Here is a 17,750-nt window from a genome sequence, read left to right on the forward strand (position 1 = left end):
ACAAAAATTGTAGCCTGGGCCACGGGTATTTCCCTTAGGCATCCGCCGCAAGCCCGGCCCCATTGGGTTTTGCCTACTTGGCACAGTCCCTGCTCTAACCCTGGTACAAGCGCATCCGCGCTGTCATCTCCAAGGTAAACGCAGATGAATGACTGGCATATCGTGTGTGACTTCGATGGGACCATCACACCCACCGATGTCATCGACAATGTTCTCCAACGCTTCGCCGGCCCCGAGTGGGAAACCATCGAGCAGCAATGGCTGGATGGCCATATCGGTTCCCGGGAATGCCTGAGCCGCCAATTGGCGCTGATCAAGGCGACCCCGGCCGAACTGCTGGCGTATTTCGACACGGTCGAGATCGACCCGGACTTCCCGGATTTCGTCGACCATGTCCTTGGCCTTGGCGCCTCCCTTGAAGTGGTCAGCGACGGCATCGAGCAAGGCATCGCGCGGATCCTGTCGCGCAACTACGTGACCTTGCTGCCGATCATCGCCAACCGCCTGCGCCAGGTTGACCAGGACAGCTGGCGCATCGACTTCCCCCATGCCAGCGACGCCTGCCGCGCGGCCTCGGGCAACTGCAAATGCAAGTCCACCCCGCGCAACAAGCGGGTGCTGGTGATCGGCGATGGCAAGTCCGATATGTGCGTGTCGACCACCGCCGATTTCGTCTTCGCCAAGGGCAGCCTGGCCCAGTACTGCCAGGCCCACGCCATCCCCCATCTGCGTTTCGACAGCTTTGCCGAACTCCCGGCCTTGCTGGCCAGGCTGCCCCAGGGCATCGCCGCCAACGCCACCCACTTTACCTCCGACACTCAGGAACTCTTTCATCATGTCTGATATCCGTATCGCTACCGCCGAAGACCAGGTTCTGCTGGATAAAGAAGCCAAGTACTGCTCCTACGGCGACACCGTCCACTACATCGACCCGCCGCGTATCTTCAGCCGTTGCGAAGGCTCCTACGTGTGGGACACCGAAGACCAGGCCTACCTCGACCTGCAAATGTGGTATTCGGCGGTCAACTTCGGCTATGCCAACCCGCGCCTGAACAATGCGCTGAAACAGCAGATCGACACCCTGCCGCAAATCGCCAGCCAGTACCTGCACAAGGGCAAGATCGAGCTGTCGGAAATGATCGCGGTGGATGCCAAGAAAAAATTCGGCCTCGATGGCCGCGTGCATTTCAACGTCGGCGGTTCGCAGTCCATCGAGGATTCGCTGAAGGTGGTGCGTAACGCCAGCAACGGCAAGAGCCTGATGTTCGCCTTCGAGGGCGGCTACCACGGGCGTACTCTCGGCGCGTCGTCCATCACCTCCAGCTACCGCTATCGCCGCCGCTACGGCCACTTTGGCGAGCGCGCCAACTTCATCCCGTTCCCGTACCACTTCCGTGGGCCCAAGGGCATGACCAAGGAAGAATACGGCAGCCACTGCGTGCAGCAGTTCGCGCGCCTGTTCGAGACTGAATACAACGGTGTGTGGGACCCGAAAGTCGGCCAGAGCGAGTACGCCGCGTTCTACGTCGAGCCGATCCAGGGCACTGGCGGCTACGTGATCCCGCCGATGAACTTCTACAGCGAACTCAAGCAGGTGCTCGACCAGCACGGTATCCTGATGGTGGTCGATGAAATCCAGATGGGCTTCTGGCGCACCGGTAAGTTGTGGTCGATCGAGCACTTCGACGTGCAGCCGGATGTGATCGTGTTCGGCAAGGCCCTGACCAACGGCCTCAATCCCCTGGGCGGCATCTGGGCCAAGGAAGAGTTGATCAACCCGAAAATCTTCCCGCCGGGCTCCACCCACTCCACCTTCGCCTCCAACCCGCTGGGTACGGCGGTGGGCCTGGAAATGTTCAAGATGACCAGCGAAGTCGACTACGGCGCGATGGTCATGGCCAAGGGCAAATATTTCCTTGAAGGCCTGCAAGAGTTGCAAAAGCGCTTCCCGATCATCGGCGACGTCGATGGCCTGGGCCTGGCCCTGCGCTGTGAAATCTGCGGCCCCGATGGTTTCACCCCGGACAAGGCGACCCTGGACTACATGGTTGAGGAAGGCATGAAAGGCGACATGCTGGTCGACGGCCAGAAACTGGGGTTGATCCTCGATGTGGGCGGCTACTACAAGAACGTGATCACCCTGGCGCCGTCCCTGGAAATCAGCTACCCGGAAATCGACCTGGGCCTGAAGCTGCTGGAGCAACTGCTGACCCGAGCGATGAAGCGGTGAACCAGGCCGATATCGATCTCGGCGAAGGCAACGCCGGCTTCGTTCTCGGCAACGGTCCGGTCGGGGTCTTGTTGATCCACGGCCTGACCGGCACCCCGACCGAGTTGCGGCGGGTGGCCCAGGGCCTGGCCAAGGCGGGCAACTGCACCGTGTATGTGCCGACCCTGGCCGGGCACTGCGGGGGCAACGAAGACCTGCAGGCCACCGGTTGGCGCGACTGGTACGAGGGCGTGCGCAAGACCTTTGTCGGCGTGCAGCAGCGCCATACCCAGGTGTTTGTCGGTGGCTTGTCCATGGGCGCGGTGATGTCGATGTACCTGGCTTCGGAGTTCCCGGGCCAGGTCGCGGGGTTGCTGATGTACTCCACGACCCTCAAGTACGACGGCTGGAGCATCAACAAATTTGCCTTCATCACGCCGTTGCTGATCCGCATTCCCTTCGGCGTGCGCCTGTTCCGCTTTACCGAGAAGCCGCCCTACGGCATCAAGAACGAACGCCTGCGGGCCATTGTCGAGCGGCAGATGAAAGAGGGCGAGAGCAGCGAGGCCGGGTTGTTGACCATGGAGGGCGTCACCGTGCGCGAGCTGCACTGGATGAACGCGGTGGTGAAAAAACGCATGCCGTCGATCAAGACCCCGGCGCTGGTGCTGCACTCCATCGAGGACGACATCACCAGCCGCTGGAACGCCGACTACGTGGAACGCCACCTGGGCGGCCCGGTGACCAAGATCCTGCTGGACAACTGCTACCACATGATCACCGTCGACCTGCAATACCGCCGGGTGATCGAGTTGAGTGCCGGCTTTATCGAGCAACACGCCACCCCTGTGGACGAATATCTCCGGGCTTGACACCGTCCCCTGTGGGAGCGGGCTTGCCCGCGATGGTCGTGAACGATGACGCATATGGTCTGGTTTACGCGGTGTTTTTAGATGAAGGAAGCGCTGTGATCAGCACTAAAGCCTATTCAACTATCCAAGCCATCGACCGCAGTGCCTGGAATGACTGCTTTCCCCTGGCATTGGAAGATTGGGATTACTACGTCGCCGTGGAAAACGCCGCCATCGACGACTTCCAATGGCGTTACCTGGCCCTCTATGAGGACGGGCAACTGCTGGCGGCCGCCCCGGCGTTCATCACCCATTACCGCCTCGATACCACCGTGTCGGGCATCGCCAAACGCTTTACCCAACGCCTGGAGCGCTGGCGGCCCGGGGTTTTGCGGCTGGGCCTGTACGCCATCGGCTCGCCGGTGGCCGAGCAATGCCATGCCGGTGTCGCCAGCCATGTACCCGCTGCGCGGCGCGGGGTGCTGTTGGAGCAACTACTGGTCGCCGCGCGTCGGGACGCCGATGCATTCGGCATCGGCCTGCTGGCGGTCAAGGATGCCCCGACCCGGGACCAGGACTGGGCCGACAGCTGCCAGGCCGCCGGCCTGCACAGCATGCCGAGCCTGCCCACCGGGTTGCTGCCGCTGCCCTACGGCTCGGTGGATGCCTACCTGGGCTCCCTGGGCAAATCCACGCGCAAGGACCTGCGGCGCAAGCTGCGTGCGCCGGGGCCACAGGTGGAGTGGCGGGACAATGTCGATGACGTGCTGCCGGACATCATGCGCCTCTACGAAGCGACCCTGGCCCGCGCCGACCTGCAATTTGAACGCCTGCCCGCCGGGTATTTCAGCCAGGTGCTTGCCCGGCTTGAACAACGGGCGCGCTGTGTACTTTACTGGGTGGATGGGCAACTGGTGGCGTTCAACCTGGTACTGCTGGACCAGCACCGGTTGATCGACAAATTCTTTGCCCATGACCTGGCCCACAGCCGCGAACATAACCTGTACTTTCGCAGTTGGCTGGCCAACGTCGCCTACTGCATCGAGCACAATATTGCGTTGTATGAGTGCGGGCAGGCCGGGTATGCCAGTAAGCTACGTCTGGGCTGTGAGTTTGCCGGCAATACGCTGTTCTTCCAGCACCGTAACCGGCTGCTCGACACCCTGCTCAAGCTGGTAAAAATATTTATTCGCCCGGACCGATCCGACCCTGCCATGGCTGCTGCAATAAGCGAAACCCGATGACCGCCAGAACCCGCCAGAAAACCCGCCCGTTTGCCATTTCCCGCTGGAGCCTGCAGCGCAAGCTGGTGTTGGCGTTCTGGCTGGTGACGGTGATCCCGACGATGATCGCCGCCGAACTGGCGGCCACCACCCTGTCGCAGATTTTCGACAGCAACGTGCGCATCTGGCTGCAAGAGTCGACCCGTATCGTCAAGGACGAAGTCAGTGACATCCTGCACGACAACGCCCGTGTGGCGCAGATCTTCCTGCGGTATGTGCGCTCGCCTTCCAGCCAGGAAGCGGCGCGACACGACCGCTTGATTGCCGACATTGCCCGCGCCACCGATATCGACGTGGTGACGCTGATCCGTCTTGACGACCGTAAGGTGATGTTCAGTACCGTCGACGATGAGGTGGTGAACCAGATCAGCCTGGCACCCAATGCGGTGCTGCAAACCGTGCAGATCGGCGGCGTGGCCACCGGCGTGGTGATCTCCACCTTCGCGACCCGCCAGGATGGCGTCGACTATGAACTGCTGGTCGGCACCTACCTGGACAGCAGTTTCCTGACCAGTGTCGCCGAGGTGCACTCCCTGGACTTGCGCCTGTACCTGGCCAATACCGATGGTTTCTCGGAGATCTTCTCCACCCAGCGTTTTGAAGACCACCCGACCCGCGTGCCGAAATCCGTGGAAACCCTGCTGCGCAGCACCAAGCAGCCCAGCGAACAGTTCACCAGCAACTACAGCGGCCTGTACTGGCCGATCTTCAATGACACCGGCGAGTTGCAGGGCGTGATCTTCAGCGGCCTGCTGCGCCACACCAGCCTGGTGGGGCTGGTGAACCAGAGCAATCTGTTTGTGCTGATCTTCCTGCTCAGCTCCGCCTTGTCCCTGGGCGCCGGTGTGCTGGTCTCCCGGCACCTGACCCGGCCACTGCGTGAGTTGTCCCAGGGCGTGAGCGCGGTGATCAGCGGCAACTACCAGCACCGCGTGGCGGTCATTGGCGGCGACGAGCTGGCGCAACTGAGCAGCACCTTCAACCATATGACCGAGCGCCTGAGTGAGCTGCATCACCTCGAAGCCCAACTGCGCCGCCGCGACCGCCTGCATGCCCTGGGCGAAGTGGCGATGGGCCTGGCCCATGAAATCCGCAACCCCCTGGGTATCATCAAGACCGCGACCCAGCTGCTGCACCGCCGCACGGACCTGCCGGAGACCGACAAGCGCCACCTGGAATACGTGATCAGCGAAGTCAGCCGGATCAATGACCTGATCACCGACTTTCTCGACTTCGCCAAGCCCAGCGAGCCGCTGCGCAGCCAGCAACTGGCGCGGCCGTTGGTGGAGGAAATCCTTGGCTTTTGCGCGCCGGAACTGGCCAGCCACGCCATCGACGCGCACCTCGATGACCAGGCGCCCGGCGCGACCCTGTATGTAGACGCCAAGCAATTCAAGCAGGCGTGCCTGAACCTGATCCTCAACGCCATCGACGCCATGCCCCAGGGCGGGCGCCTGACCTTAAGCATCAGCCGTGCCGGGTACTCCACGGTGATCAGCATCAGCGACAGCGGCCAGGGTATCCCGCCTGAAATGATCGAGCGGATCTTTACCCCCTTTGTCACCACCAAGGCCTCGGGCACCGGCCTGGGCCTGGCGAAAGTCTATTCGATCATGGAAAGTCACGATGGCCGCATCGAATGCACCAGCGAGAAAGATGCCGGGGCCACCTTCACCTTGTACATTCCGGCCAACGGTGCAGATGACGGCGACGACGAGGACAGTCATGACACATAACATATTGGTGGTCGACGACGAGCCCAAGCTCTGCGACTTGCTGTCGTCGGCCCTGAGCCAGAACGATATCCAGGTGTTTATCGCCGGCAATGGCCTGCATGCGCTCAAGGTGCTGGAGCAGGAAGAGATCGACCTGGTGATCAGCGACTGGCGCATGCCCGGCATGGACGGCCCGCAACTGCTGGCCGAGATCAAGGTGCGTTACCCGCAGTTGCCGGTGATCGTGATGACGGCCTACAGCACCGTGAAAAATGCCGTGCAGTCGATGCGCAACGGCGCCTACGACTACATTGCCAAGCCCTTCGATATCGACGAGCTGGACATCACCGTGGCCAAGGCCTTGCAGTTTCGCGACATCATGCGCGACAACGCACGGCTGCGCGCCGAGCTCGATGAGCACGCGCAGTTCGATAGCCTGGTGGGGGATAGCCCGGCATTCCGCCGGGTGCTGCAGGCGGTGGACTCGGTACGCGAGAGCAGCGCGACGATCCTGCTGACCGGCGAAAGCGGCACTGGCAAGGAAATGGTTGCCCGCGCCATTCACAAGCATGGCAACCGTGCAGACAAGCCCTTTGTGGCGGTCAACTGCGCGGCGATCCCCGAAGGCTTGCTGGAAAGCGAAATGTTCGGCCATCGCAAGGGCGCGTTTACCGGCGCCGTGGCTGACCGGGTAGGGCGCTTTATGCAGGCCGACAAGGGCACGCTGTTTCTCGATGAAGTGGGGGATATGCCCTTGGCCTTGCAGGCCAAGATCCTACGCGCCTTGCAGGAGCGGGTGATCGAACCGGTGGGCGACCCACGCGAGCGCAAGGTGGATGTGCGGGTGATCGCTGCCACCAACAAGAACCTTTTGGAAGCGGTGGCGAACAAGACGTTTCGCGAGGACCTCTACTACCGCCTCAATGTATTCCCGATCCCGCTGCCCGCCCTGCGCGAGCGCGTCGAAGACATCGCCCCACTGGCCCGCCACTTTGCCCGCAGCCTGAGCGCCAACGCCGGCAAGCGCATCACCGGCTTCAGCCCCGACGCCTTGCAGGCCATGGCCGCCTACAACTGGCCGGGCAATATCCGCGAGCTACAAAACTGCGTAGAGCGCGCGACCATCGTCGCCGCCAGCCCGGTGATTGAAGATATCGACTTGCCAGCCTATCTGTTCGCGTCCCAGCCGACCGAGCGGGATGTGACGACAATCCTCAGCGAAGGCCCAGGCGTGCCTCAGGACTTGGACGCAGCACTGGCCGAGGCAGAAAAAGCCTACATCCTGGCAGCCTTGCAAGAGAGCAATGGCGTACAGGCGGCAGCGGCATCGAGGATCGGCATCTCCGAGCGCAGCTTCTGGTACCGCTTGAAAAAGCTGGGGATCCAGATCGACAAGATCGTGCGCTGAATCCTAGGAATCCCCCTGGATCAAATGTAGGAGCTGTCGAGCTTTAGCGAGGCTGCGATGCAGGCAGCTCGGTTTTGCAGGTGGACCGAGTCGATCCCACAGGGATTCGGCTCGACAGACAGTGCGCAGAATCCTGGGAACCACACGGATTAAATATAGGAGCTGTCGAGCTTTAGCGAGGCTGCGATGCAGGCACCTCGGTTTTGCAGATGTACCGAGTCGATCCCATCGCCGCCTCGCCGGGGCTCGACAGCTCCCACAGGGATTCGGACCGACAAGGGACAGTGCACTGAGCCCTGAGTGTCACCCGGATCAAATGTGGGAGCTGTCGAGCTTTAGCGAGGCTGCGATGCAGGCAACTCGGTTTTGCAGGTGTACCGAGTCGATCCCATCGCAGCCTCGCCGGGGCTCGACAGCTCCCACAGGGATTCGGCTCGACAGACAGTGCGCAGAATCCTGGGAACCACACGAATCAAATGTGGGAGCTGTCGAGCTTTAGCGAGGCTGCGATGCAGGCAACTCGGTTTTGCAGGTGTACCGAGTCGATCCCATCGCCGCCTCGCCGGGGCTCGACAGCTCCCACAAGGATTCGGCTCGATAGACAGTGCGCAGAGCCCTGGGAATCCCCCGGATTAAATGTGGGAGCTGTCGAGCTTTAGCGAGGCTGCGATGCAGGCAACTCGGTTTTGCAGATGTACCGAGTAGATCCCATCGCAGCCTCGCCGGGGCTCGACAGCTCCCACAGGGATTCGGACCGACAAGGGACAGTGCGCAGAGCCCTGGGAATCCCCCGGATTAAATGTGGGAGCTGTCGAGCTTTAGCGAGGCTGCGATGCAGGCAACTCGGTTTTGCAGGTGTACCGAGTCGATCCCATCGCCGCCTCGCCGGGGCTCGACAGCTCCCACAGGGATTTGGCTCGACAGACAGTGCGCAGAATCCTGGGAACCACGCGGATCAAATGTGGGAGCTGTCGAGCTTTAGCGAGGCTGCGATGCGGGCAACTCGGTTTGCAGGTAGACCATGGGGTCAGGCATGGATCCGCACCCACACGCTGACCAGCACCGTCGCCGCCATCAACCACGCCAACGCCGCCACTGCCAGCGAGGCCTCCAGGCGCATGCGGTCGACCATCACATACAAGGTCGCCAGGTACACAAAGTAGGGAATGATCGACCACATGCCGAACACAATGGTGGTCTTCAGATCGTCCACCGAGCGGCCTTTGCCGACGATGTAGTGGGCGATCAGCGCGAAGGTCGGAAACAGCGGCACCAGGCCGGCGATGTAGTAGTTCCTGGTCTTGGCCAGTACGGCCAGGAGCAAGACCACCGCCGCACCGAGGGCGGCCTTGAAGACTAAATCCACGTATGGCTCCTTAGTGGCTCAGGCCGTATTTCTTGACCTTGTCGAACAGGGTGGTCTTGGCCATCCCCAGTTCCAGGCTGGCCTGGGTCAGGTTGCCGCCACTGCGTTGCAGGGCGTCGCTGAGCAGGTTGCGTTCAAAGGCTTCCACCGCTTCGGTAAAGGCCAGGCCATGGTTGTCGGGGCTGGTGCCGCTTTTCTTGAAGGCCGGCAGGCCCAGGGCAAAACGTTCGGCGACGTTGCGCAGTTCACGCACGTTACCGGGCCAGTCATGGCTCATCAGGCTGGACAGGGTCTGGTTGTCCAGCTCCGGGGCGATGCGGTCGAAGCGCAGGGAGGACTGCTGCAGGAAGTGTTCAAACAGCTGCAGGATATCTTCGCGACGCTCGCGCAGCGGCGGCAGTTCCAGGGTCACCACGTTCAGGCGGTAGTACAGGTCGCTGCGGAACTGGTTGGCGCGGCTCAATTCGTTGAGGTCGGACTTGGTGGCGGCAATCACCCGGCAATCCACCGCCACGCTCTGGTTCGAGCCCAGGCGTTCCAGGGTGCGCTCCTGCAAGACCCGTAGCAGTTTGATCTGCAGGTTCATCGGCATGCTTTCCACTTCGTCGAGGAACAATGTGCCTTCGTGGGCATGTTCGATCTTGCCGATCCGCCGTTTGCCCGCGCCGGTAAAGGCGTTGGCTTCGTGACCGAAAATCTCGCTTTCAAACAGGTTTTCCGGCAGGCCGCCGCAGTTCAGGGCCACGAACTGGTGGGCGTGGCGGCGGCTGAAGTCGTGCAGGCAACGGGCGACCAGTTCCTTGCCGGTGCCGGTCTCGCCTTCGATCAGCACGTTGGCCGAGGTGTCGGCGACGTTGGCGATCAATTCACGCAGGTTCTGCATCGCCGGCGAGCGCCCGATGATCCGACCTTCCAGGGAGTCACGCTCGGCCAGTTGCCGGCGCAGCGACCACACTTCCCGGGCCAGGCCGCGCTGTTCGAGGGCGCGGCGCACCACGTCCACCAGGCGTTCCGGGGAGAAGGGTTTTTCCATGAAGTCATAGGCGCCGTTGCGCATCGCGCCCACGGCCATGGAAATATCGCCGTGGCCGGTGATCAGCACCACCGGCAGGCTTTTATCCAGGGCCTTGAGGCGGGTCAGCAACTCCAGGCCGTCGATGCCGGGCAGGCGGATATCACTGATCACAATGCCGGCAAAGTTCTCGCCGACGCGTTTAAGGGCCTCTTCGGCGCTGGCCACGCCGACGCTGGGAATATCTTCCAGGGCCAGAGCTTGCTGGCAGCCGAGCAACACATGGGGATCGTCTTCGACAATCAGCACGGTCAGCTCGGTGTTGGGTTGGCTGTTCATATCGACTCGCCGGGTTGATGGCCTGCCAGGGGCAGGCTCAGGACAAAGGCTGTACCACCCGCAGCCGGATGTTCGACGGCCAGGCTGCCGCCGGTGGCCGCCGCAAGGCTGGCCGACAGGGTCAGGCCCAGGCCCAACCCTTGTTCGCCGGGTTTGGTGGTAAAAAAGGGTTCAAACAAGTGCTTGCGGGTCTCCGGGTCGATGCCATGCCCGTTGTCTCGCACCCGCAGGCGGTATTTGCCTTCGCTGCTGTCACTTTCCAGCCACAGCTGGGGGGTGGGTTGGGCGTGCATCGCATCCAGGGCGTTGCCGATCAGGTTGACCAGGATCTGCTCCAGGCGCGTCTGGTCGATCTGCAGCATGGCCTGGCTGAAGCCGCGGTGCACGGTCAACGGCAGGCTGTCGAGGCGGCTGCCCAGCACCTGGAACGCGGCGTCCACGGCCTTGCCCAGGCTGGCTTCGCCCTGGTCGTCACCGCGCCGGGCAAACGAGCGCAGGCTGGCGGTGATGCGGCCCATGCGGTCGATCAGTTCGTTGATGGTCTTGAGATTGGTGCTGGCAGTATCCAGGGCCCCGCGTTCCAGGAAGCGCACGGTGTTGCCGGACAAGGTGCGCAGGGCCGCCAGGGGCTGGTTCAGTTCATGGGCGATGCTGGTGGACATCTGGCCGATGGCCGCCAGCTTGCCGGCCTGGACCAATTCGTCCTGGGCCCGGCGCAGGGTTTCTTCGGCCTGGCGCCGTTCGCGGATCTGCGCCTTGAGCCGTTCGTTGCTGGCCCGCAGGTCGGTTGTGCGTTCGGCAATCCGCCGCTCCAGCTGGTTATTGGCCTCTTGCAAGGCCTCGCGGGCGGCCAGGCGCGTGGCGATCACTTTGCGCCGCTCATTCCAGGCAATCAGCAGGAACGCCACCAGGGCAAAGGCCACCGCGACGAGGATGCCCTGGTTGATCGCGGCCTGGCGCAGGTCGTTGAGCGGGGTGAGCAGGGTGAAGTTCCACGGTGTGTCGTTCAGGGGCCGGGTCTGGGCCAGGTAGGTGACTTCCCGGTCGTCGGCCACCACTTCACTGTTGGCCGGGAAGGTCAGTTTTTCGGTGCCTGTGTTGAGGTGCTCGCGGGCCAGGGGTTGCAGTTCGTTAAGGGTCGCCCAGTAATATTGCAGGCTGCGGGCCAGGCGTTCCTTGGTCTCGTCGCTCAGTGGGCGCACCGCCTTGAGCCGGCGCGCCGGGTCGCTGGAGAGGATGATGATGCCGTTCTCGTCACTGACGAAGGCTTCCAGGCGCGCGCGCTGCCAGCGTTCTTCCAACGCTTCGAGGCGCACCTTGACCACCGCCACGCCGATGATCTTGCCGCGTTCTTCCAGGCCATGGGCCAGGTAGTAGCCGGGTTCGCCGTTGGTGCTGCCGATGCCATAGAAACGCCCTGGCTGGCCACGCACGGCATTCTGGAAATAGGCGCGGAACGACAGGTCTTCACCGAGGTAACTGTCGACATCGCGCCAGTTGCTGGTGGCCATTACGCGGCCGGTGGTGTCCATCACATAAATCGCCCGGCTGCGGCTGCGCCGGTTCAGGCCTTCGAGGTAGTCGTTAACCGTTTGCCGGTGTTCCGGGGTCGGGTCGGCCAGCAGCTTGGAGACGCTGGATTCCAGCTCCAGCAGGCTGGGCAGGTAGGTGTACTTGCTGATCTCACTCTCGACCGTGCGCGCATGCAGCTCCAGCTGGCGCTCGCCGTTCTCGCCCAGGGTGCGGATGCCGTAGTGCTCGCTGGTCCAGAAGCCGATAAAGCCCAGGCCGATCATCAACAGGATGATCAGGGGCGGCAGGAACAGTTGGCGAATCAGACGAGGCTTCACGGCAAGGGATGGCGGTGCGGCGCGATAGAGGGTGGGGTCGCATTTCATCACAGATGCCTTGGGTCAACCAGCGCTTGCCTGGAACCGTGTGGGAGCGGGCTTGCCCGCGATGACGGTAGGTCAGCCACAGAGAGGTTGACTGATATTCCGCAATCGCGGGCAAGCCCGCTCCCACAGGGCCCGGTTTCTACAGTGGACGCTGTGTCGTGCTTAGTGCTGCAGGATTTTCTCGAGGAAGTGCTGCGCACGTTCGGAGCGGGCGCTGATGTCGCCGAAGAACTCTTCTTTCGGGCAGTCTTCGATGATCTTGCCGGCGTCCATGAAGATCACGCGGTCGGCCACTTTACGGGCAAAGCCCATTTCGTGGGTTACGCACATCATGGTCATGCCTTCCTGGGCCAGTTGCACCATCACGTCCAGTACTTCGTTGACCATCTCCGGGTCCAGGGCCGAAGTCGGTTCGTCGAACAGCATGACAATTGGGTCCATGGCCAGGGCACGGGCAATCGCCACGCGCTGCTGCTGACCACCGGAAAGTTGGCCGGGATGCTTGTGGGCGTGCGCCGACAGGCCCACGCGCTCCAGCAGTTGCAGGCCTTTCTTGGTGGCTTCTTCCTTGCTGCGGCCCAACACCTTGATCTGCGCGACAGTCAGGTTTTCGGTGATGGTCATGTGCGGGAACAGTTCAAAGTGCTGGAACACCATGCCCACGCGCGAGCGCAGTTTCGGCAGGTTGGTCTTCGGGTCGGCAATCGAGGTGCCGTCCACTACCACGTCACCTTTCTGGAACGGTTCCAGGGCGTTGACGCACTTGATCAGAGTGGACTTGCCCGAGCCGGACGGCCCGCACACCACGATCACTTCGCCTTTCTTGACCTCGGTGCTGCAATCGGTCAGCACCTGGAAGTCGCCATACCACTTGTTGATGTTCTTGATAGAGATCATACGGCAAACCTTTTTTGCAGACGCTTGACCAGCAGCGAGGCGGCAAAGCTGATGATGAAGTAGACGACACCGGCGAAGATCAGGAACTCATTGGAGCGGCCGATAATGTCGCCGTTGGAACGGGCGGAGTTGAGGAAGTCCACCAGGCCCACGGTGTAGACCAGCGAGGTGTCCTGGAACAGGATGATGCTCTGCTGCAGCAGCAGCGGGGTCATCTTGCGGAACGCCTGGGGCAGGATGATCAGGCGCATGGTCTGGCCGTAGGTCATGCCCATCGCTTGTGCGGCGGCCATCTGGCCCTTGGGGATCGACTGCACGCCGGCCCGCACGATTTCGCAGAAATACGCCGCCTCGAACATCATGAACGCCACGACGCAGGAGGTGAACGCACCAATCGGCGTGTCTTCACCTGTGATCCAGCGCAACACGAACGGCACCGCCAGGTAGAACCAGGTGATCACCAGCAGCAGCGGGATCGAGCGGAAGTAGTTCACGTAGGCGCCGGCCACGCGCGACAGCAGCTTGCTGGAGGACAGGCGCATCAAGGCCAGGATAGTACCGAGAATGATGCCGCCGACCACGCCCATGACCATCAGCTTCAAGGTCATGACCATGCCGTTCCACAGGCCGGGCATGGCTGGGATGATACCGCTGAAATCGAAGTCCATTATTTGCCCCCCACGGAAATCAGGCCGGGCACGGCGACTTTCTTCTCGACCACGCGCATCAGCAGCATCAGGCTCATGTTCAGGGTGAAGTAGATCAGCGTGGCCAGGGTGAAGGCTTCAAACAGGTTGGCCGAGAACTCGGCGGTTTGCTTGGTTTGTGCCAGCAGTTCCATCAGGCCGATCAGGGACGCCACGGAGGAGTTCTTGAAGACGTTGAGGAATTCCGAGGTAAGCGGCGGAATGATGATCCGATAGGCCTGGGGTAGCAGCACATTCCAGTAGATCTGCGACAGGCTGAAGCCCATGGCGCGTGCGGCGGCTTCCTGGCCACGGGGCAGCGCCTGGATACCGGTACGCACTTGTTCACATACGCGGGCGGCGGTGAACAGGCCCAGGCACACGACAACGCTCAGGTAGGCCGAGGTGGTCGGGTTCAAGTCTTGTTTGTACCAGTCCTGCAGGTTTTGCGGCAGCAGGTCGGGCACCAGGAAGTACCAGATAAACAGCTGAACCAGCAGGGGCACGTTACGAAACAGTTCCACGTAGCAGGTGGCAATGCCGGCCACGAGGCGATTAGGCATCGTGCGCATCACGCCCAATACCGAGCCCAGTAGCAAGGCGACGATCCAGGCCACGATGGCGATGGCGATGGTCCAGCCCAAACCGGAGATGAACCAGTCGAGATAGGTCTCGCTGCCCACGCCGGTGGACTTGAAGAATACGCCCCAGTCCCAGTTGTAATTCATTAGGGTCTCCCCCGAAATCGATCGATGTACAAGCACCCGCTTGGGGAAGATCCATTCCCGCCTGACGGTGAACGTCAGGCACACGCGATCGGCTCGGAAACCGCCAGGTCGAGTGTTCCAAATAATGCCAGCAGGTAGTAACAGACGCCTGAGGGAGGGTTGGCTCCCTCAGGAGATAAGGTTAGTTCGGAATCAGGACTTTTTTTCAGCCGTTTTGTCGTCAGCCGCTTTGTCAGTCGGGTTGGCGATCAGGGCCTTGAGTTCGTCGCTCATCGGGAACATCAGGTTCAGGCCTTTTGGTGGGATCGGCGAGCTGAACCACTTGGTGTAGATGTTGTTGATTTCGCCGGACTTGTAGGTGGCGACGATGGCGTCATCCACAGCCTTCTTGAACGGAGCATCGCCTTTGCGAACCATGCAGCCGTAGATTTCAAAGGATTGTGGCGTGCCGGTCACGGCCCAGTCAGTTGGCTGCTTGGCCTTGGCCATTTCACCGGCCAGCAGTGCGTCGTCCATCATGAAGGCAACGGCGCGGCCGCTTTCCAGCATCTGGAAGGACTCACCGTGGTCTTTGGCGGAGATAACGTTCATGCCCATTTGCTTGTCAGCGTTCATGGACTTGAGGATGCGCTCGGACGTGGTGCCGGCGGTGGTTACGACGTTCTTGCCCTTGAGGTCAGCGAAATCCTTGTAGGTCGAGTTCTTTTTGGACAGCAGACGGGTACCGATTTCGAAGATGCCGACGGAGAAGTCGACTTGTTGCTGACGCTCGACGTTGTTGGTGGTGGAGCCACACTCAACGTCCACGGTGCCGTTCTGCACCAGCGGGATACGGGTTTGCGAGGTGACCAGGTTGTATTTGACCTTCAGCTCGCCTTCCTTCATGCCGAGGTCTTTTTCGACCGCTTTGACGATGGCCAGTTGAATGTCGTGGGAGTAGCCCACTGGCTTGCCGGAACCGTCCGCGATGTAGGAGAACGGGATGGAGGCGTCGCGGTGGCCCAGGGTGATGGTGCCCGACTCTTTGATTTTCTTCAGTGTGCCAGTCAGTTCGGCGGCGAAGACGGGAGTGCTAATCAGAGCGGCAGCAATAGCTGCGCCCAAAATATGGGGAACGATACGCATCAATACTTCCTCGACATTTGTTTTTTTTATGAAGCCTGGACGGCTCTTTCGATACAGCGAATGCCTGTGACGGCTCCTGAAGCATCTCAGGCAAACACGTCCCAAGTGTAGAGCATGAGTCGTGCCAGACTGTGAATAAAGATATAAATATATGATTTATATAGTGATTAACTTTATGTGACGGGGTTTATCCGGGGTTTAAGTCCGGCAAACCGAATAGGGGGTGGTATCACGTTCGGAAAACCGAATCTGTAGGAGTTTGCGTACAGTGCCCGCGCCAAAAAAAGCCCCTGGACCTTTCGGTGCAGGGGCTGGGTGCATCAGGCCGCTTCGATCTTGCTGCGGTTCTGCTCGACCTTGATCAGGTAACGCTGCAGGTTTTCCTGTTCCTCGGGGGTGGTGAACAGCCCCAGTTTGGTGCGGCGCCACAGGATGTCGTAGGCCTGGGTCGCCCATTCTTCGGCGCACAGGTAGTCGACTTCCCGGGTGTACAGGCCGCCACCCAGGTGTTCGCCCAGGTCGGCCAGCGCTTGCACGCCTTCGAGCAGGCGCCAGGTGCGGCTGCCATAGGTGGTGGACCAGCGACGGGCGATTTCGCTGGGAATCCACTCGAACTTGCTGCGAATGTCCGTGGCCAGGGCTTCAGGCGTGCTCATGTCTTCGCCGCCGGGCAGGCTCGCGGTGGCGGTCCAGCTTGGCTTGATATGGGGGAAGTAGGGGGCCAGTTGCGCCAGGGCCGACTCCGCCAGCTTGCGGTAGGTGGTCAGCTTGCCGCCGAATACCGACAGGATCGGCGCTTCTTCGCCGGTGCCGGACAGCGCCAGGGTGTAGTCGCGGGTGATGGCCGATGGGTTATCCGACTCGTCGTTGCACAGCGGGCGCACGCCGGAATAGGTGTGCACGATATCGTCGCGGCTCAGTTGCTGCTTGAAGTGGGCATTGACCACCTTGAGCATGTAGTCCGTTTCACCCTCGGTAATCGCCACTTTCGCCGGGTCGCCGGTGTACTCACGGTCGGTGGTGCCGATGATGGTCAGGTGATTGAGGTACGGAATGGTGAAGACGATACGCCCGTCTTCATTCTGCAGGATGTGCGCATGGGCGCCTTCGTACAGCTTCGGCACGATCAGGTGGCTGCCCTGGATCAGGCGGATGCCGTAGGGCGAATCGAGCTTGAGGTCATCCTTGATGAACTTGGCGACCCACGGGCCGGCCGCATTCACCAGGGCCTTGGCGCGGATCGACAGCAGGCTGCCATCGGTGCGCTCCAGATGCAGGTGCCACAGGCCCTTGCTGCGGCGGGCGCTGACGCAGCGGGTCTGGGTGTGGATATGCGCGCCCTTTTCCCGGGCGGCCATGGCATTGAGCACCACCAGGCGTGCGTCATCGACCCAGCAATCGGAGTATTCAAAGCCCTTGGTGATTTCGCTTTTCAGCGGGCTGTCGGCGCCGAACTTCAGGCTTTTGGAGCCTGCGAGCTTTTCGCGTTTGCCGAGGTGGTCATACAGGAACAGGCCGGCACGGATCATCCAGGCCGGGCGCAGGTGTGGGCGATGGGGTAACACAAAGCGCATTTGCTTGACGATGTGCGGGGCCTTGGCCAGCAGCACTTCGCGTTCGGCCAGGGCTTCGCGCACCAGGCGGAATTCGTAATGTTCAAGATAGCGCAGGCCGCCATGGATCAGCTTGCTGCTGGCGGACGAGGTGTGGCTGGCCAGGTCATCCTTTTCGCAAAGGAACACCGACAGGCCGCGCCCGGCCGCATCTGCCGCGATGCCCACGCCATTGATCCCGCCGCCGATAACGGCAACATCATAGACTTCGGCAAGGGGTGGGGCAGGCAAGGTAGAAGGGGTCATCGGCTGGCCTCGCGATCTTTATTTATATTTGAATTTGAACATTAATGTTCGTTTGCGAAAATGGTAGCTTATAAAGGCGGGCGCAGCCAGTCGAATTCGATTGAAAAAACTCATCGAAGGGTAGGGAAAGGAAGAATTGTGAACATTGAGCCTTGTGTTGGCTCAAGAGAGTTGTGGCCCTTTAGGCCGCCATCGCGGGCAAGCCCGCTCCCACATTTGGAATGTGTTCAACCTGTGGGAGCGGGCTTGAACTGGTCAAGTCATCCCGGACACCGATTACGGTGTTTATGCCGCTTTTTGCTCCATGGCTATTGGCGACAGGTAGTTGTTGTAGCTGTGGAGCCTGATTCGGTTGTATCGCATGAAGAAGCTAG

14 protein-coding genes are annotated in these 17,750 nt (G+C 61.3%); 6 read left to right on the plus strand and 8 right to left on the minus strand.

Annotation, left to right across the window (positions count from 1 at the left end; translation table 11 throughout):
• Positions 1-144 precede the first annotated feature (144 nt).
• From BLL38_RS09985 to BLL38_RS10010, 6 genes are all read left to right on the plus strand, one after another.
• Positions 145-843, plus strand: coding sequence for an MtnX-like HAD-IB family phosphatase (locus tag BLL38_RS09985; protein WP_076962418.1), 699 nt, complete (start codon positions 145-147; stop codon positions 841-843).
• The gene (locus tag BLL38_RS09990; RefSeq protein ID WP_076962419.1) at positions 836-2,230 is read left to right on the plus strand and encodes an aspartate aminotransferase family protein; all 1,395 of its coding nucleotides are present in this window, start codon (positions 836-838) and stop codon (positions 2,228-2,230) included. Before BLL38_RS09985 ends, BLL38_RS09990 begins: the two co-directional genes overlap by 8 nt.
• Positions 2,227-3,081 carry an alpha/beta hydrolase gene (locus BLL38_RS09995; protein WP_076962420.1) on the plus strand — a complete coding sequence of 285 codons (855 nt, stop codon included), beginning with the start codon at positions 2,227-2,229 and terminating at the stop codon, positions 3,079-3,081. Before BLL38_RS09990 ends, BLL38_RS09995 begins: the two co-directional genes overlap by 4 nt.
• 95 nt (positions 3,082-3,176) lie before the next feature.
• Positions 3,177-4,304, plus strand: a complete 1,128-nt coding sequence (locus BLL38_RS10000; protein ID WP_076962421.1) for a GNAT family N-acetyltransferase — start codon at positions 3,177-3,179, stop codon at positions 4,302-4,304.
• Positions 4,301-6,079: a sensor histidine kinase gene (locus BLL38_RS10005; protein WP_076962422.1), complete on the plus strand. Its 1,779-nt coding sequence runs from the start codon at positions 4,301-4,303 to the stop codon at positions 6,077-6,079. The genes BLL38_RS10000 and BLL38_RS10005 overlap by 4 nt, the downstream gene beginning before the upstream one ends.
• Complete coding sequence (locus tag BLL38_RS10010; protein WP_076962423.1) at positions 6,069-7,466, plus strand: sigma-54-dependent transcriptional regulator; 1,398 nt, start codon at positions 6,069-6,071, stop codon at positions 7,464-7,466. Before BLL38_RS10005 ends, BLL38_RS10010 begins: the two co-directional genes overlap by 11 nt.
• A 1,027-nt stretch (positions 7,467-8,493) precedes the next feature.
• On the opposite strand, the gene BLL38_RS10015 is transcribed toward BLL38_RS10010, so the two are convergent.
• The 8 genes from BLL38_RS10015 to glpD form a co-directional block, all read right to left on the minus strand.
• Positions 8,494-8,832 (minus strand): GlpM family protein, encoded by a 339-nt coding sequence (locus tag BLL38_RS10015; RefSeq protein WP_076962424.1) that lies wholly within the window; start codon positions 8,830-8,832, stop codon positions 8,494-8,496.
• Between the two features lie 10 nt (positions 8,833-8,842).
• On the minus strand, positions 8,843-10,183 hold the full coding sequence (aauR, locus tag BLL38_RS10020; RefSeq protein WP_076962425.1) for a two-component response regulator AauR: 1,341 nt from the start codon (positions 10,181-10,183) through the stop codon (positions 8,843-8,845).
• The gene (gene aauS, locus BLL38_RS10025) at positions 10,180-12,081 is read right to left on the minus strand and encodes a two-component sensor histidine kinase AauS (RefSeq protein ID WP_076962426.1); all 1,902 of its coding nucleotides are present in this window, start codon (positions 12,079-12,081) and stop codon (positions 10,180-10,182) included. Before aauS ends, aauR begins: the two co-directional genes overlap by 4 nt.
• 162 nt (positions 12,082-12,243) lie before the next feature.
• Entirely contained in the window at positions 12,244-12,978 is a 735-nt protein-coding gene (locus BLL38_RS10030) for an amino acid ABC transporter ATP-binding protein (protein WP_076962427.1), read from the minus strand.
• Positions 12,975-13,646 (minus strand): amino acid ABC transporter permease, encoded by a 672-nt coding sequence (locus tag BLL38_RS10035; RefSeq protein ID WP_076962428.1) that lies wholly within the window; start codon positions 13,644-13,646, stop codon positions 12,975-12,977. The genes BLL38_RS10030 and BLL38_RS10035 overlap by 4 nt, the downstream gene beginning before the upstream one ends.
• On the minus strand, positions 13,646-14,392 hold the full coding sequence (locus BLL38_RS10040) for an amino acid ABC transporter permease (RefSeq protein ID WP_076962429.1): 747 nt from the start codon (positions 14,390-14,392) through the stop codon (positions 13,646-13,648). Before BLL38_RS10040 ends, BLL38_RS10035 begins: the two co-directional genes overlap by 1 nt.
• A gap of 192 nt (positions 14,393-14,584) precedes the next feature.
• Positions 14,585-15,517 carry a glutamate/aspartate ABC transporter substrate-binding protein gene (locus tag BLL38_RS10045; protein ID WP_076962430.1) on the minus strand — a complete coding sequence of 311 codons (933 nt, stop codon included), beginning with the start codon at positions 15,515-15,517 and terminating at the stop codon, positions 14,585-14,587.
• A 320-nt stretch (positions 15,518-15,837) separates the two neighbouring features.
• Positions 15,838-17,376 carry a glycerol-3-phosphate dehydrogenase gene (gene glpD, locus BLL38_RS10050; RefSeq protein ID WP_076962431.1) on the minus strand — a complete coding sequence of 513 codons (1,539 nt, stop codon included), beginning with the start codon at positions 17,374-17,376 and terminating at the stop codon, positions 15,838-15,840.
• Between the last annotated feature and the right edge of the window lie 374 nt (positions 17,377-17,750).

Origin of the sequence: Pseudomonas gessardii, from assembly GCF_001983165.1 — a bacterium.
GTDB classification, from domain to species: Bacteria; Pseudomonadota; Gammaproteobacteria; order Pseudomonadales; family Pseudomonadaceae; genus Aquipseudomonas; species Aquipseudomonas gessardii.

Coding starts and splice junctions, on each gene's coding strand:
- BLL38_RS09985 (WP_076962418.1), top strand. CDS start 145: ATGAATGACTGGCATATCGTGTGTGACTTCGATGGGACCATCACACCC.
- BLL38_RS09990 (WP_076962419.1), top strand. CDS start 836: ATGTCTGATATCCGTATCGCTACCGCCGAAGACCAGGTTCTGCTGGAT.
- BLL38_RS10005 (WP_076962422.1), top strand. CDS start 4,301: ATGACCGCCAGAACCCGCCAGAAAACCCGCCCGTTTGCCATTTCCCGC.
- BLL38_RS10010 (WP_076962423.1), top strand. CDS start 6,069: ATGACACATAACATATTGGTGGTCGACGACGAGCCCAAGCTCTGCGAC.
- aauR (WP_076962425.1), bottom strand. CDS start 10,183: ATGAACAGCCAACCCAACACCGAGCTGACCGTGCTGATTGTCGAAGAC.
- aauS (WP_076962426.1), bottom strand. CDS start 12,081: ATGAAATGCGACCCCACCCTCTATCGCGCCGCACCGCCATCCCTTGCC.
- BLL38_RS10030 (WP_076962427.1), bottom strand. CDS start 12,978: ATGATCTCTATCAAGAACATCAACAAGTGGTATGGCGACTTCCAGGTG.
- BLL38_RS10035 (WP_076962428.1), bottom strand. CDS start 13,646: ATGGACTTCGATTTCAGCGGTATCATCCCAGCCATGCCCGGCCTGTGG.
- BLL38_RS10040 (WP_076962429.1), bottom strand. CDS start 14,392: ATGAATTACAACTGGGACTGGGGCGTATTCTTCAAGTCCACCGGCGTG.
- BLL38_RS10045 (WP_076962430.1), bottom strand. CDS start 15,517: ATGCGTATCGTTCCCCATATTTTGGGCGCAGCTATTGCTGCCGCTCTG.
- glpD (WP_076962431.1), bottom strand. CDS start 17,376: ATGACCCCTTCTACCTTGCCTGCCCCACCCCTTGCCGAAGTCTATGAT.